This window comes from Paenibacillus sp. LjRoot56 (assembly GCF_964253335.1).
Classification (GTDB): Bacteria; Bacillota; Bacilli; order Paenibacillales; family NBRC-103111; genus Paenibacillus_E; species Paenibacillus_E allorhizoplanae.
In genome coordinates this window covers 861,698-876,659 of the sequence record NZ_CAXURV020000004.1, presented here as the reverse complement: position 1 = coordinate 876,659, position 14,962 = coordinate 861,698, and the positions used below count along the sequence as shown (strand labels likewise).

The following is a 14,962-nucleotide window of genomic DNA, read 5'->3' as shown; positions in this document are numbered from 1 at the left end:
ACACATGTTCAACGTTTTTAGGAGGTCATCATGTTCTACAATACCAAATGCGATTGCGGACATCAGAACCCCACAGGTACTACGCTGTGTGAATCCTGTGGGAATCCGCTGATCGATATCGATGGCAGAGACATTCTGGAAATGCGCTATGATGGGATGGCCAGACGGTCTCAGAAGTCCAATCCTTCTCTGCTCGATAAAGTCTGGAATTTCTTCTCTTCAGTGAAAATAGCCGTTTGGATCATTTTCATTACATTGCTCGCTTCAGCTGTAGGTACGATATTTCCGCAAGAGAATACCTTTCTGGACATGGATCCATCTCAATATTACAGCGAAAACTATGGGGAACTAGGGAATATTTATCATGCCCTTGGCTTTTCTCATACCTTCAGCTCATGGTGGTTCATCACGTTGCTATTCATGATTGGAACTTCGCTAGTCATTTGCAGTTTGGATCGTGTTCTTCCCTTATATAGGGCGTTGTCTAAGCAACAAATACGTAAACATATCAATTTTCTGACTAGGCAAAATGTCACACTTGTTACAGATTTGCCTGCGGGAACGGATGAAATCGCTTGGACGAATAAGCTGGGTACGCTTTTGCGTAAAAAGAATTACCGCATACATACCGATGGCTCTGCATTACTTGCTGAAAAATATCGCTTTAGCCGCTGGGGGCCCTATATCAATCATATTGGACTCATTATCTTTTTAATCGGTGTGCTTATGCGCGGGATTCCTGGCTGGCATATGGATCAATACATGAGCATCCTTGAAGGTGAAACCAAGCCCATCCCGCATACTTCGTACTACATCAAGAATGAGAAATTTACACTCACGTTGTACGATGAACAAGAGCTTCCTGAAAGCATCAAAGCCAAAGGTCAGATCGTTCCGAAGACGTATGAAACGCAAGCTGTCTTGTATCATTGTACCGCGAACTGCGGGGATGGGGCAGAAGCGCCAGTACTGGAGGAAGTTCATAAGGCCAATATCATTGTGAATCATCCATTGGATTACAAGGGTCTGCAAGCATATCAGTTTGATTATAAAGCAACACCACTGCTGATCTCGGTGAAGCCTACACTAAGCAATCCAACTACGGGTGAGACATATGGCAGCTTTGATCTACCTATGAATAATCCGAAAGAGTCCTATCAGGTAGGTGCCTATACACTTACGCTGAAAGGTTTCTTCCCTGAGTTTGGCATAGAGAAGGGGCAACCAATTTCCAAATCGAATGAGCCGAAAGCGCCAGCCTTTATTTTTAGCATAACTGGACCAGGGCTAGCTGAAAAAGGGGAACCTTATCTGTATTTCCCGAGACAAATCGATAAGGAAACGTTCTCACAAGATACCATTAACGGTGCGATTAGTCAGAAGCTAAAGATTGCGGTTGGTTCCATGGAAGGTGTTCAATTTGCCAATTACACGACATATTTGAACATACGAGTGGATAAAGCAATGCCATATATCTGGGTTGGCTCTGCGATCTTTATGATTGGTGTCATTATGGGCTTCTATTGGCAGCATCGACGCATTTGGATTCGAATTGATGAGGGCAAGTTGACGCTCGGCGGCCATACGAACAAGAACTGGTTTGGACTGCGAAATGAAGTTGCCGCAGCTCTAAATAAGAATGATCTGGACGTTTTACCGAAAACATTAGCAAATGGAGGAAACCAGGGGTGAATGTAAACTCTGTTAGCAGTACCTTTCTACTCATCGCTTTTTTTGTATATTTGCTCGCATTCTTCCTGTTTGTTCTTTCGATAACGGGTAAAAGGTGGAGCAACCGGAAGCCGGAAGACCATACGAGGCAATGGGGGTTCGTTGCTTTTATTACTTCGGTTGTCGGGTTTGCTTGTCATGTGACATTCTTCTTCACACGATGGGCTGAAGGGGATCATATCCCTACTTCCAATATGTATGAATTTATGACATTCTTAGGGATGATGATCATGTGTGCTTTCTTGATCGTATATCTTATCTATCGGACTCCGGTACTAGGTGTCTTTGCACTTCCGATTGGCTTTATCATTATTGCCTATGCTTCCGTTTTCCCTAGTGAAGTACAGCCATTGATTCCTGCGTTGCAGAGTTACTGGTTGAAGATTCACGTAACAACTGCGGCTACCGGAGAAGCTTTCTTTGCTGTTGGTTTTGCCGGTGGATTAATGTATCTGCTTCGAGCCGTTGACTTTACAGGGACGACGAAGACCGATAAGAAGGAACAAAGAGGTGTTGAGCTTACCTTATTCTTTATCCTTATGCTCGTTGCATTTATTGCCTCGATTTTTACATTTAATGGATCAGGTTACAAAGCAGTATTCTCCAAAGATGTGATTGTTACGAATGCTCAAGGTGTACAGGAAACCAATCATACGACAGAAACCTACGTACTGCCTCCAATTGTACAGCCGTATGATACGAAAGTCGTAGAAATGAAGTCATTCCTTGGGATGTCTGAACCCTTATTTACAGCGCCATCTTGGATGGAAGGGGCTAGTGCAGGTCGTAAATTAAATACCGTCATTTGGTCCATTCTTGGTGGTCTCATTCTTTATTGGCTAGCACGCCTAGTGGCTCGTAAACCATTGGGAGCAGCGATTGGCCCAGTTGTAAAAGGGATGGATGCGGAAGATCTAGATGAAATCAGTTATCGCGCTATTGCGATTGGCTATCCGATCTTTACCCTGGGGGCACTCATCTTCGCGATGATTTGGGCTCAGGAAGCATGGGGCCGTTTCTGGGGATGGGATCCGAAGGAAGTATGGGCATTGATAACTTGGTTATTCTATGCAGTATTCCTTCATCTTCGTCTTTCAAAAGGTTGGCAAGGTAAGAAATCCGCTTGGTTAACTGTAATTGGATTTATCGTCGTTATGTTTACATTAGTAGGTGTGAACTTAGTCATAGCTGGACTGCATTCTTATGCAGGTGTTTAAACATAAGTACGTACATTAATAGAGGATGTGACGCTAAGATGGAATTGAAGCCAAGTATACTCGTTGTTGATGATGAAGAACGTATTCGCCGATTACTCCGTATGTATTTAGAGAAGGAAGGTTATCTGATTGAAGAAGCGGAAGACGGTGAAACCGCTTTGCGAATGGCTACCGAAACCGATTTCGATCTGATCTTGCTTGATGTGATGCTGCCTGGCATTGATGGCATTGAAGTCTGTGCACGCCTTCGTCAAGTGAAGTCCACACCAGTCATCATGTTAACAGCGAAGGGTGAAGAGACGAATCGTGTGAGTGGATTTGAAGTTGGTGCGGACGATTATGTCGTCAAACCGTTCTCACCGCGTGAAGTGATTTACCGTGTGAAAGCGATTCTTCGTCGTTCTTCAGCGACAGCGTATTTATCCAAAGATGCAAGTTCAAGCAATAATATTGTATTCCCGAACTTGATTATTGAGCATGACGCACATCGTGTGACAGCTGGTGGTCAGGAAGTTGCCCTAACACCGAAGGAATATGAATTGCTTCATTACTTGGCTGTTTCACCTGATAAAGTTTTTTCTCGTGAAGAGCTGCTCAAGGATGTTTGGAACTACGAGTTTTTCGGTGACTTACGTACTGTAGATACGCATGTAAAGCGACTTCGTGAGAAATTAAACAAAGTATCCCCGGATGCTGCAGCGATGATTACGACAGTATGGGGTGTAGGCTACAAGCTAGAGGTGCCTAAATAAGTGTTTATTTTCAGAAGTGTCGTAGGTAAACTGTGGTTAACAATTATAGGCCTAGTTGGGGTTGTCTTGCTCATACTGGGCTTTTTTCTTGTCAATTATATGGAAAATTATTTTGCGCAAGCAACGGATCAGCGCGAGAATATGAAAGAAGTGGCAGTTAAGTTTTCAGAGGAAGCAACGACGCATATGTACAACGAGCAATTTTATCAATTAAGTAATGAGTTGCTCAGCTTTCAAGATTCAAGAATGCTTGTGATTTCTACGGAAATGAAGGAAATGGCCATCCCGCGAACCAACGGAAGTCAGTTAGCTGAATTCCATGTATCTGATTTCTATACAGAAGATGAACTGAAGCCTGTATTTGCCGGCCAAACAATCGATAAGCAAATTAATAAATCGCGCACAGGCCGCTTTGATGCAGGTGCGGAATACCTTGTTGTGGCCGTACCGCTTTTCAATTTGGAGGGTGGTATTGTAGGGGCGACATTGCTTTATCAATCCCTGCAGTCGTTAGAAGCCACACAATCGTATATGTTAAGATTGTTTGTTTATGTGTCCATTGTTGGTTTTCTCATGACAACTTTCTTCGCCTTCTTCTTGTTCTCACAAATTACGAGACCGCTGCAGCAATTGAAGAAAGCAGCGGATTTCATCACGCATGGGGAATATGGTACGCGTGTCCCTATTCTTTCCAAGGATGAGATTGGAGAGCTTGCCAAAACCTTTAATCACATGGGGGAAAAGGTGCAGGAAAGTATTCATGCCCTCAGTCAGGAGAAAGAACATCTATCGAGCATTCTACGAAGTATGACCGATGCGGTGATCACCCTGGATGTGAATGGATCTGTGATGCTAAGCAACCCGCAAGGGGAGAAAATCGTAGAAGAGTGGAGTACGATTGAGTGGTCGGATGATGAAGGTGAGCCAAGACGTTTCCCAAAACCAGATACTGCACTTGGCGATTGGGGACTTATGAGCTTCAGCAATCCAAACACGTTACCGATCCCTGTACCCCTGATTCCGCTCTTTGAAGCGGTTGTCGATGAGTCAGCAGAGGCCGCTACAAAGCTTCATGTGCAAAATGGCGTGTGGTCCGTGGCAATGACGCCTCTCTACTCCAGGGATCAAGTGCGCGGCGCTGTGGCCGTTCTCCGTGACGTGACGGAGGAGGAACGACTCGATAAGCTGCGCAAGGACTTCGTGGCGAACGTCTCGCATGAGCTGCGTACGCCGATCTCGATGTTGCAGGGCTACAGTGAAGCCCTGCTGGATGATATTCCTTCCACGCCGGAAGAACGCGTGGAGCTGGTGCAGGTCATTCACGACGAGTCGCTCCGCATGGGGCGCCTCGTCCGTGATCTTCTCGATCTGGCGCGGATGGAAGCCGGCCATCTCGAGCTTTCCTTCAGGGAGGTCGAAATCGACTCCCTGGTGAGGCGCATGCACCGCAAATTCGCGGTGCTGGCCAAAGAGCGCGGCATCGCGTTAAGCGTGACGCTGCCAGACGAGCCGCTCATCCTGCAGCGTGCGGATGAGGATCGTTTGGAGCAGGTGCTGACGAACCTGCTCGACAACGCGTTCCGGCATACGCCTGCAGGGGCGCGTATCGCCTTGAAGGCGGAGGCGTGCCTCTCGAAGGATCGGCCCGCGATCCGAATCGAGATCGCCGACGAGGGGCAGGGAATCCCTGCCGAGGATCTGCCGTTCATCTTTGAACGCTTCTACAAGGCGGACAAGGCGCGTACGCGTGGATCTTCTGGGGGAACTGGACTTGGCCTTGCGATCGTCAAGAACATTATTGATTCCCATCATGGGACTGTCACGGTACAAAGCACATGGGGGCAAGGCAGCACATTTACGATCTGCTTGCCTTGTGAACATAAATAAACAGAAAATTGTGCGAATTTCGACACATAGTAAAAGGCGAATGCTGAGTTATCACTCGGCATTCGCCTTTATTTGTAGAATATTCAGATAAAATCTTGTTGTTCGTGAAACAATTTGTGCTTATTTTAAAGCGTAAGTGCACGAACATTTACGATTTCATCTTGTTTGGTAAGCTCGGCCAATACCTCAGCAGGAGCCGTTTTATCAATCGTCAGTACCATGATTGCGGAACCGCCAATCACTTTACGTCCTACTTGCATTGTTGCAATGTTGACTTGATTGCTTCCGAGAAGTGTTCCAACGCGTCCGATAATACCTGGTTTATCGTTGTGAGAAATTAACAACAAGTTACCCTCAGCTGCGAAGTCAACTGGATACTGATCGATACGCACGATGCGCTCGCCAAAGCCAGCTAGTAATGTTCCAGCAAGTGTTTTTTCCTCTTGTTTCGTTTTAACCGTCACCGTAACGAGGTTAGTGAAGCTATTTGATGCATTTGATGTTTGCACAACGATGTTAACACCGCGTGATTTGGCCAGATGCATAGCATTAATGATATTGATGGATTCCAATTGATTTTGGAAAATACCTTTTACAATGTAACGTGTTAATGGGCTTGTATCTACATCCATTAAGTCGCCTGCATAGTTAACTACGATTTCAGATACCGCACCTTGAGCGATTTGTCCAAGGACAGAACCGATTTTTTCACCCAGACTGAAGTATGGTTGTAGTTTGTTTAATACATCCGCAGGAACAGGAGGCATATTGACAGCATTCTTAAATGGCTCATTACGAAGAATATGAAGAACTTCCTCGGAAACGTCGATTGCTACGTTTTCTTGTGCTTCGATCGTCGATGCACCAAGATGAGGTGTTACAATCACTTTTGGATTCGATAGGAAAGGGTGATCCTTCGTTGGAGGCTCGACTTCAAATACGTCGAAAGCTGCACCTGCAACGATTCCTTGATCAATTGCTTCAACCAACGCTAGCTCATCGATAATTCCACCGCGGGCACAGTTGATGATGCGAATGCCTGGTTTCATTAATTCAAATTGTGGTTTCGCGATCAAGTGACGCGTTTCCGGTGTAAGTGGCGTATGAACAGTAATGAAATCTGCTTTTGCTGCGATTTCGTTAACTGAACCTAGCTTTACGCCCATTTTCTCAGCACGCTCTTCAGTCAAGAATGGATCATAGCCGATAACTTCCATGCCAAATACTTTCGCACGTTTCGCAACTTCACTACCGATACGTCCCATACCGAGTATACCTAGTGTTTTGTTGCGAAGCTCAACGCCGATGAATTTACGATCCCATTCGCCGCCAACTGTTTTCTTGTAAGCTTGTGGAATCATACGAGCTGTTGCCATCATCATGGCGAAAGTAAGCTCACAAGTGGCAATTGTGTTACCGTCAGGTGCATTAATAACGATAATCCCGCGTTTTGTTGCTGCTTCCAAATCAATATTGTCAACACCAACACCTGCGCGGCCAATTACTTTAAGCTTTGTACCAGCATTCATGATTTTCTCTGTTACTTTTGTTTGGCTACGAACTAAGAGGGCATCGTACTCACCGATAATGGCAATGAGTTCGTCTTCAGATAGACCAGATTGCTTAACCACTTCAACATCAGCTGCATCATAAAGCATTTGAATTCCCATGTCACTAATTGGATCGGATACTAGAACTTTGAACATAATTCGGTTCCTCCTTAGATTTGAACATAAAAAAACTCCCAGCCCTCGGATACAGACAATTAGCCTGTAGCCAAAGGGACGAGAGATTGCTTTCGTGGTACCACCCTAGTTCGCTGCCCATTCGCATGGGTAGCCTCATTTGGTCTTGCGACCTGGAACTGTAACGTGTTCCTAACCCGATTGCATCTACTACCGTTCAATGCAATAACTCTGGAGTGCTCCGCAATTTGTTCGCTACCGGTTCTCACCAACCACCGGTTCTCTGAAAGCTACTTTATTTGCTTGGCTCCGTCAACGCTGTACTGTGATATAGAATTTTAAATAGATTACCATGCGTTCGAAATCGTGTCAATACATGTCGAACGATTTTCACTTTTACGTCATAAATGTTCGGATTGACACTCAATAAGAAGCTTTTCGTTTATTTTATAGCAAGAATGTTCAGAATGCAATGACATTTTGCTTATATTTGAGGCTCATTTTCATGTATGGTACAGTGAATGTTAGGATCTTAACTAAAGAAAGCAGGAGTGTGTACCTAAATGGAAATTAAGAGCATTTATCCCCAAATTTTTCTCCAAGCTGTCGACCAAAAAACACTAGGAAATAGTGTCATCATTGATGTAAGGGAACCCCATGAATGGGATTACTATCATATGGAAGAAGCCAAATTAATTCCCATGCAGCAAATTCCACTCCGTATGGGTGAGCTTCCAGAAGATGAAGACATTTATATCGTTTGTGCACATGGGATGCGCAGTCTACGTGTTGCTGAATATTTAAAAGAAAACGGTTTTGAGCGTGTCATTAATGTAGACGGGGGAATGGCTGCTATTGGCATGTTCCGCGGCTTCCAATACGACTAAATAGAAAAAGCTGATGACTTCGTCCATGAGGACCAAATCTTCAGCTTTTTTCTTAATTTACATCTGAAAAGAAAGGTAATTGAGGCAGTGTTTCATTGGAATACCATTTCGCTTTGCCTTTGACGAAGTCTCCTGTGCGAACAGCATTCGTGCTGAGTAATAATTCCATGGTTTGATTCACATCATTCACATTTAATTTTTTGGCTTGGCCGGATGCGATGAATTCATCAATTCTTATCGTTAAATCCTGCGGATAAAAAGGCGAGAATGCTTTGTTTTTCAATAATTTAGCGGTGATATATACATTCTTTACGTTGAAATTCATTGCGCGCCACTGATCAAGATTGGCTGTATTATTAGGATCGAAATATTCAATGTCCGGATCCATAGTGCCGTTCCAGACAAGGATGGAGTCAAAGTAATTTTTCTGCGCAGTTAAGGCTTGTGTTTTGGCTTCAAGGAAGTATGCATCCTTCTGGATGGCATCTAATAGCTGTGCGTGACTTTGTGCATTCGCTTTGGACTGATAGTTACTTAATGCATCAGTGAATAGCTTCAAGCTCTTCAGATAGCCTTGGTGTGACTGTACAAGTAAGGGTGAAGAGGCAGGCATGTTCTTACTTTGGAGCGTATTGTATTTATCAGCTGCAATTTTACTTAGCTCTTTCAGGACTGCGGAAGCGTCAACAGTTGCATTATCCATCTCGATTTGACTCAATAATTCAAACCATTTATTCTGAAATTCCCTAAAGGGTAAAAAGATGGTATGGTAATATGACACAAGCACTTGTTGATCATAAGCGCCTACTTCGGGGACTGATGACGCTTGATCAGCATGCATGATTTTATCATATTTTAAATCGGATTTCGTTTGTCCTAATCGCAAGCCATAGAAAAAAGCGCCAAGGATACAGACCAGCATAAAGATAAACATGAGGGCAAATAAATAATCAGTGCGGGTAAGACGCTTCTCCATAAATCAAGCTCCTTGTTGTCTCTTATAGTTGTTTTAGTATAGGTCAATCAGCATGAAAAAGGAATATTATAAGGAAATGAGGCTGCTTCCTTTGAAAAAATTCGATTTTAAAAACCTTCGTATTGGGAAAGTTGATATCAATGAACTGAATGACAAAACTTTATTGCTGAATCTTTATATTACACAACTGCTTACGCTTATTATCGGAATTATCATCCTATTATTTCAGAGTAATTCAAAGATTCTTTCTGCGTTGTCGTTTCAAGGTGGTTGGCCTGTCCTCATTTGGGGTTGTTTATTTGCTGTAGTTGTCCTTGGTATTGACCTGCTTATTTCAAGATGGGTACCCAAAGAAGTATCTGATGACGGTGGCATTAATCAAATGATTTTTGGGAATAGGGCCATTTGGCATATTGCACTTATTTCATTCGTCGTATCAGTCTGTGAAGAGGTCCTATTTCGTGGTGCGATTCAACATGCCTGGGGACCTTACTGGACTAGTATTTTATTTGCCGCAATTCATGTTCGCTATCTGCAGCATTGGCTCATGACAGGGATGGTATTTTGTATTAGCTATGGCTTAGGTTGGATTTACCTTCATACGGGAAGCCTATGGACACCAATTATTGCTCACTTTATGATTGATATGGTGATGGGTTGCATACTTCGGTTTGGCAAGGAGGAAGATCAAGGTTCATGAGTGTTGGAGAAAGAGTAGCTTCGCGTTCGAATCCTGACGTGGAGGAGAAACAAGAGGATGATACCTATTTACCGCCGCGTAGAGCCGTACACCCTTCGGAGCAAGGCAAATGGACGAATCTTTTCTATATGACATTACTTTGGTTATTTATCGCTTTAGTTGTGAGTTTAACTGTTTGGGGGATCAAGTACTCAAATTCTTCGTTGTAAAAAATAAAAAGAGCCCTACGTCGCTACGAACGAAACATTCGCGGCAGCGTAGGGCTCTTAGTTCATTCCTATCTCATTTCTAATTCAATGGCATTGGGATCAACAAACGTATAACCTTTTTCCTCGAGCTTCGTGAGCAACGTATCAAGCGCAGCTACTGTCCATGGGAGCTCATGCATGAGAATATTGCTGCCGTTGTGAAGCTGCCCCATCACATTCTCAATGACTTTATTGGAATCATTATTCTTATTCGTCATGTCCCAATCTAATGAACCATTCGACCATGTCATGTAAAGCATTTTGTTATTTTTAATTTTCGACTTCAAATAATCATTACCTGAGCCAAATGGAGGACGGAAAAATTGTGGGGACTGACCCGTAATTTCTTTCACAATTTGCCCAACATCGTCAACTTGTTTATCAATTTTATCATTCGGCATATCTTTCATATTGTCGTGATCCCAAGCATGATTACCAATGATATTGCCGCTTTCGTGAACAAGTTTTACGAGCTCAGGCTTTTGCTTTATACGATAACCGTTCATGAAGAAGATGGCCTTCGCCTTATGTTTGTTCAAGATATCAATAAGAGATTGATTCATCGCTTGTTCTTTAGGTCCATCATCAAAGGTTAATAAGACGACTTTTTTATTACCATTGGGGTCATTGGGCACGATATCATAGTTTTTGTTCATATGGTAGGTCTTTTGTACTACTTCTTGAACGGGAGCAGTTGGTGTTGGTGAAGGTGTGGGTGTAGGAGCCGCGGTGGGGGTTGGAGATTCACTTGGGCTTGATGTCACTTGAACAACTGGCGCTACACTTGTAGTCGCAGCAGGACTTGTTTCGGTTTGATCTGCACTGCAGGCAGCCAATAGAAGCATGACTGTTAGGAATAGTGTGCTTGCTTTCTTTTTCATAATTCGTATTCTCCTCAGATCCTTACATGGTGGTCATCCCTTATAGTACCACAATTAAGACCATAATTCGCAGATGTCAATTCTCCTATGTTTTCCTTCTTCAGTTGTGTATGACCACTTCTAAACTCGCACAACCTAGAAAGGATTGATACTACTTATCATGGAGGGAGATCCAATGAAATTAGGAACATTTATGCTTGGTGGCATTGCAGGCGCGGCTGCTGTTATTTATCTCAATCGTAAAAGTAAATCCATGCTTTTCTCAGCATTTAGCTCATCTAGTCAATCGATGGGCAATGTCATGGATAAGGCCAAAGAAACGTTCACAAGCAAATCTGTTGGAGAATCTACAGCCCGAAATTTCTCCTCGACGAGTACAAATGGCTTAAACCAAGTAGAGAAAATCGTCAAAGAAGACCCGAGTTTGAAGGCAACTGTCAATGAAATCCTGCAGGATAATAAAATAAGCAGCGCAACAATACAATAAAGATAAGCGCTCAGCACAGTCTGGCATACCCACGGGGCCGGCTGTGCTTTTTCTTTTTATACATAACTTAAGCGTGCAATTACAAAGATTTAGTGTTAACATGATAGGTGAAAACAATAGATGGATGCATGTCCATTTATTGATTAGTGGTTCACCTTTTTATTTTTCTAACATATTCTGATTGAAATAAGGTGACCATGCTTTCGATGCAAGCTTTCCAGTTGGAGAGCTCAAAGGAGGATCCTATCATGAAAATAGAACGCTTAAGTCAGGATAAGATACGGATTTTCCTAACATTCGATGACTTAACTGAACGTGGAATTCAAAAAGACGACATGTGGAGAGAAATTCCGAAAGTGCACGAGTTGTTTAGTGAGATGATGGATCAAGCCTATTCGGAGCTCGGATTTGACCCGTCCGGTCCCCTTGCTGTTGAGGTATTCGCCCTCCCAGCGCAAGGTATGGTTGTCATCGTCACTAGAGGCAAGCTTGATTTGTATGCGAGTTCTGATGCGTATGATGATCATGAAGCTGAAGAAGTGTACGAAATGGAAGTTACGCTTGAACAAAGCGATCTAATCTCCTATGCTTTCCGTGATTTTGAAGATCTGCTGCGTGTATCCAAAGTAATTAATCCCCTTCTGATGGAAGGCGGTACCCTGTATTCGTACAAAGGGAAATATATTTTACAGCTAGAACCTGTAGATCTTGAAGAAACCAAGTATCAAGCTCTTATTGCTGTCTTGTCTGAGTTCGGTGAAGCTTCTTCAGTGACCTTGGCTGTTCTTGAGGAATACGGGAAAACCATCATTGCAGATGATGCCGTTAAGGTGCTCTGCCGCCATTTCAAATAATTGGGACTCACGTCCTGATGCATGAGAATGAAACAAGCATCTCCCAAAAACAACCGTTTTTGAGGATGCTTGTTTTGTTTTCCATAATACGCAACTAAGGTCGTTTGTGTTACACGTAGAAATGTCTAGACAGAACGACTATAATAGAGGTATGTATTCAAAAAAGAGGGGAGCTGGAACATGCATATCGTGCCTATTTTATTGGCAGCCATAGCGCCAGGTCTCTCATTGCTCGCCTACTTTTATCTGAAGGATCGGTACGAAACAGAACCTATCCATTTAGTGATACGGATGTTTCTTTTTGGTGTACTACTCGTTTATCCGACGATGGTTCTACAGAACGCATTTATCCAGGAGTTCGGCAATGGCACGATCATGACATCTTTTTTTCTCTCAGGAGGAATTGAAGAGTTTCTGAAGTGGTTGTTACTGTATCACTTGATTTTCCGTCATGAAGCCTTCGATGAGCCATACGACGGGATTGTGTATGCGGTGGCTGTCAGTCTTGGCTTTGCAACCTTGGAGAATATTATTTATGCATTCTTGCATGCTTCCTCTTTCTCGGCACTGATGCTTCGTGCGCTATTGCCAGTCTCGGGACACGCTTTATTTGGTGTCATGATGGGGTATTACATGGGCAAGGCCAAATTCGTTCCTCATAAGCAAAATAGGTATTTATGGATATCCCTGTTGCTGCCAATTGCTTGGCACGGTGCATTTGATTATATTTTGCTTATATTCACAAACAACTGGATTTGGATTATGATTCCGCTTATGACTTTTCTATGGTTACGGTCGATATGGCGTGTAGATCGTGCTAATGCACACTCTCCTTTACGCGTTGTAACTGTCGATGAGAAGATTAAAATGGGATGATTTGGGTCATAATGACTGTATATTTGTTGAACTCCATTACATGGAATGGGGAAAGACCGGGAGGGTATACATGTCATTAACGACGCGCGTGAAAGTGAAGATCCGATGTCGGTTATGTGGTGAGAAGTTCGTATTGCGAGGCAAGAAGGAAAAAGACAAGATTGAAACTGGATTTCGGCAATGCATATGCAGTAATGAGCACGATTTTGAAATAGAAACCGAAAGTTAGCAAGAGGCCATTCTTCCGAATAGGCCTTTTTTTGTATGTACAAATCGATAAACGCCATTGTCCTATAAAGGGATGGAGTAGCTGTTTATTTTGTGACAATCTTGTATAAACCTGCCTCCACGCGTAAAAACTAAGCGCAAGATTGGGTATGAAAGGAGCAGTTCTGTGTATAAAAGATTAAGTATCGTCATGTTTCCATTTCTACTGCTGGCTTTAATCGGGGCTTCTGTGTGGGGGTATTTGGAACACCAAGAAAAGAATACGATATTAATTAAAGCGGAGAATCAGTATCAACGCGCGTTTCATGACCTGTCCTTTCACATGGATAAGCTACATACGGAATTAGGCAATACATTGGCGGTAAATGAAACTTCGGAACCATCCTACCGGAAAGGGTTGGTTAATGTTTGGCGTTTAACAAGTCAAGCGCAGAGTGACATCACACAATTGCCTTTAATGCTGCTGCCTTTTAACAAAACGGAAGATTTCCTAGCGAATATGGCTAATTTCTCTTACCGCATGTCTGTTCGCGATATGACGAAACAGCCTTTAACCGAAGCGGAAATGAAAACGTTGAACACCTTGTATGCACATTCTGCTGATATAACTAAAGAAATTAGGGGTGTGCAAAATAAAGTAATTGCAAATAATTTGCGTTGGATGGATGTGGAGACGGCTCTCGCATCTGAAAAAGAAATGCATGACAATGCGATTATCGATGGCTTTAAGATTGTGGACAAACAAGTAGGTGGATATGATGAGTTGAATTGGGGGACAGGCAGTTTAAATGTGTTCTCCAAAAATGATGTCAAAATGCTGACGGGCAATGATATGACGGCAGATCAAGTTAAAAAGAAAGCTATTGATTTCCTTGGCGTAAAAGATTCTAGTGGCATTAAAGTTGTCGAGAACGGCGGAAGTGCACCTGAATTTCAAAGTTATAGTGTTGTTATTCCAAGCAATGATGCTTCCAAAACGGATACACAAATGGATTACACCAAAAAAGGTGGTCACCTGATCTATTTTATGAAGACACGTGATGTACCAGCTGCGAAATTTAATCTTCGTCAAGCAAGAGATATTGCGAATGAATTTCTGGATCAGCATGAGTACAAGGATTTAAGTGCAATTAGTTACGATCAATATCAGAATACAGCGACCATTCTGTTCGCAAAGAAAGAAAATAATGTCACCATATATCCGGAACAAGTTACAGTTAAAGTTGCTTTAGATACCCTTGAAGTAACGGGGCTACAAGCGACCAATTATATTTATTCACAGAAGAAACGCAATATTGGTCAACCGAAAATTACAGTAGACCAAGCACGTAAACAACTGAGTTCTAAAATGAAAGTGACTGGCGAATCGCTTGCGATTATTAAAAATGATTTGGACGAAGAAGTGCTCTGTCATGAATTTATCGGCACAATGAATAACAATATCTATCGTGTTTATGTAAATGCAGATGTGGGCATGGAAGAGAAAATAGAGACAATTCGTCAAGATCAAGCGGAAGCTGCAAAAGGAAAATCATAGGAAGAGGAGGCAGGAT

At 42.9% G+C, this 14,962-nt stretch carries 15 protein-coding genes and 1 other annotated feature; of the genes, 12 read left to right on the top strand and 3 right to left on the bottom strand.

Translation table 11 applies throughout. The annotated features are described in order from the left end of the window. The first annotated feature begins 30 nt into the window (after positions 1–30). From resB to ACSQ8O_RS29820, 4 genes are read left to right on the top strand one after another with little or no spacing between them, the layout of a single operon-like run. Positions 31–1,692 carry a cytochrome c biogenesis protein ResB gene (gene resB, locus ACSQ8O_RS29835; protein ID WP_436244613.1) on the top strand — a complete coding sequence of 554 codons (1,662 nt, stop codon included), beginning with the start codon at positions 31–33 and terminating at the stop codon, positions 1,690–1,692. Continuing rightward, positions 1,689–2,948, top strand: a complete 1,260-nt coding sequence (gene ccsA / locus ACSQ8O_RS29830; RefSeq protein WP_436244612.1) for a cytochrome c biogenesis protein CcsA — start codon at positions 1,689–1,691, stop codon at positions 2,946–2,948. The genes resB and ccsA overlap by 4 nt, the downstream gene beginning before the upstream one ends. A 38-nt stretch (positions 2,949–2,986) precedes the next feature. Further along, positions 2,987–3,700: a response regulator transcription factor gene (locus ACSQ8O_RS29825; protein WP_056614488.1), complete on the top strand. Its 714-nt coding sequence runs from the start codon at positions 2,987–2,989 to the stop codon at positions 3,698–3,700. Next, positions 3,701–5,587: an ATP-binding protein gene (locus tag ACSQ8O_RS29820; protein WP_436244611.1), complete on the top strand. Its 1,887-nt coding sequence runs from the start codon at positions 3,701–3,703 to the stop codon at positions 5,585–5,587. It begins immediately after the preceding gene. A 125-nt stretch (positions 5,588–5,712) separates the two neighbouring features. On the opposite strand, the gene serA is transcribed toward ACSQ8O_RS29820, so the two are convergent. Then, entirely contained in the window at positions 5,713–7,293 is a 1,581-nt protein-coding gene (gene serA, locus ACSQ8O_RS29815; protein WP_056614474.1) for a phosphoglycerate dehydrogenase, read from the bottom strand. Positions 7,294–7,364: 71 nt separating this feature from the next. Next, positions 7,365–7,597, bottom strand: a binding site (T-box leader). A 238-nt stretch (positions 7,598–7,835) separates the two neighbouring features. Here serA and ACSQ8O_RS29810 point away from each other — a divergent pair. After that, positions 7,836–8,159: a rhodanese-like domain-containing protein gene (locus tag ACSQ8O_RS29810; protein ID WP_056614472.1), complete on the top strand. Its 324-nt coding sequence runs from the start codon at positions 7,836–7,838 to the stop codon at positions 8,157–8,159. Positions 8,160–8,211: 52 nt separating this feature from the next. Here the strand turns inward: ACSQ8O_RS29810 and ACSQ8O_RS29805 are convergent, their stop codons facing one another. Further along, a complete protein-coding gene (locus ACSQ8O_RS29805; protein ID WP_436244610.1) occupies positions 8,212–9,135 on the bottom strand; it encodes a hypothetical protein in 924 nt (307 codons plus the stop codon). Between the two features lie 91 nt (positions 9,136–9,226). Between ACSQ8O_RS29805 and ACSQ8O_RS29800 the strand changes: the two genes are divergently transcribed. Then, positions 9,227–9,835, top strand: coding sequence for a CPBP family intramembrane glutamic endopeptidase (locus ACSQ8O_RS29800; protein WP_436244609.1), 609 nt, complete (start codon positions 9,227–9,229; stop codon positions 9,833–9,835). Continuing rightward, positions 9,832–10,044, top strand: coding sequence for a hypothetical protein (locus ACSQ8O_RS29795; protein WP_056614466.1), 213 nt, complete (start codon positions 9,832–9,834; stop codon positions 10,042–10,044). Before ACSQ8O_RS29800 ends, ACSQ8O_RS29795 begins: the two co-directional genes overlap by 4 nt. A gap of 68 nt (positions 10,045–10,112) precedes the next feature. On the opposite strand, the gene ACSQ8O_RS29790 is transcribed toward ACSQ8O_RS29795, so the two are convergent. Continuing rightward, a complete protein-coding gene (locus tag ACSQ8O_RS29790) occupies positions 10,113–10,964 on the bottom strand; it encodes a polysaccharide deacetylase family protein (protein ID WP_436244608.1) in 852 nt (283 codons plus the stop codon). Positions 10,965–11,139: 175 nt separating this feature from the next. Between ACSQ8O_RS29790 and ACSQ8O_RS29785 the strand changes: the two genes are divergently transcribed. From ACSQ8O_RS29785 to ypeB, 5 genes are all read left to right on the top strand, one after another. Continuing rightward, the gene (locus tag ACSQ8O_RS29785; protein ID WP_436244607.1) at positions 11,140–11,451 is read left to right on the top strand and encodes a hypothetical protein; all 312 of its coding nucleotides are present in this window, start codon (positions 11,140–11,142) and stop codon (positions 11,449–11,451) included. A gap of 248 nt (positions 11,452–11,699) precedes the next feature. Further along, positions 11,700–12,305: a genetic competence negative regulator gene (locus ACSQ8O_RS29780; RefSeq protein ID WP_057312084.1), complete on the top strand. Its 606-nt coding sequence runs from the start codon at positions 11,700–11,702 to the stop codon at positions 12,303–12,305. A gap of 180 nt (positions 12,306–12,485) precedes the next feature. Next, positions 12,486–13,181: a glutamic-type intramembrane protease PrsW gene (gene prsW / locus ACSQ8O_RS29775; RefSeq protein WP_056614455.1), complete on the top strand. Its 696-nt coding sequence runs from the start codon at positions 12,486–12,488 to the stop codon at positions 13,179–13,181. A gap of 70 nt (positions 13,182–13,251) precedes the next feature. After that, on the top strand, positions 13,252–13,410 hold the full coding sequence (locus tag ACSQ8O_RS29770; protein ID WP_164483569.1) for a hypothetical protein: 159 nt from the start codon (positions 13,252–13,254) through the stop codon (positions 13,408–13,410). 165 nt (positions 13,411–13,575) lie between these two features. Then, complete coding sequence (ypeB, locus tag ACSQ8O_RS29765; protein WP_436244606.1) at positions 13,576–14,946, top strand: germination protein YpeB; 1,371 nt, start codon at positions 13,576–13,578, stop codon at positions 14,944–14,946. Positions 14,947–14,962: the final 16 nt, after the last annotated feature.

What these genes read in the sequence shown, in the direction of transcription:
- resB (WP_436244613.1), top strand. Translation starts at nt 31, where the DNA reads ATGTTCTACAATACCAAATGCGATTGCGGACATCAGAACCCCACAGGT.
- ACSQ8O_RS29825 (WP_056614488.1), top strand. Translation starts at nt 2,987, where the DNA reads ATGGAATTGAAGCCAAGTATACTCGTTGTTGATGATGAAGAACGTATT.
- serA (WP_056614474.1), bottom strand. Translation starts at nt 7,293, where the DNA reads ATGTTCAAAGTTCTAGTATCCGATCCAATTAGTGACATGGGAATTCAA.
- ACSQ8O_RS29810 (WP_056614472.1), top strand. Translation starts at nt 7,836, where the DNA reads ATGGAAATTAAGAGCATTTATCCCCAAATTTTTCTCCAAGCTGTCGAC.
- ACSQ8O_RS29805 (WP_436244610.1), bottom strand. Translation starts at nt 9,135, where the DNA reads ATGGAGAAGCGTCTTACCCGCACTGATTATTTATTTGCCCTCATGTTT.
- ACSQ8O_RS29795 (WP_056614466.1), top strand. Translation starts at nt 9,832, where the DNA reads ATGAGTGTTGGAGAAAGAGTAGCTTCGCGTTCGAATCCTGACGTGGAG.
- ACSQ8O_RS29790 (WP_436244608.1), bottom strand. Translation starts at nt 10,964, where the DNA reads ATGAAAAAGAAAGCAAGCACACTATTCCTAACAGTCATGCTTCTATTG.
- ACSQ8O_RS29785 (WP_436244607.1), top strand. Translation starts at nt 11,140, where the DNA reads ATGAAATTAGGAACATTTATGCTTGGTGGCATTGCAGGCGCGGCTGCT.
- ACSQ8O_RS29780 (WP_057312084.1), top strand. Translation starts at nt 11,700, where the DNA reads ATGAAAATAGAACGCTTAAGTCAGGATAAGATACGGATTTTCCTAACA.
- prsW (WP_056614455.1), top strand. Translation starts at nt 12,486, where the DNA reads ATGCATATCGTGCCTATTTTATTGGCAGCCATAGCGCCAGGTCTCTCA.
- ACSQ8O_RS29770 (WP_164483569.1), top strand. Translation starts at nt 13,252, where the DNA reads ATGTCATTAACGACGCGCGTGAAAGTGAAGATCCGATGTCGGTTATGT.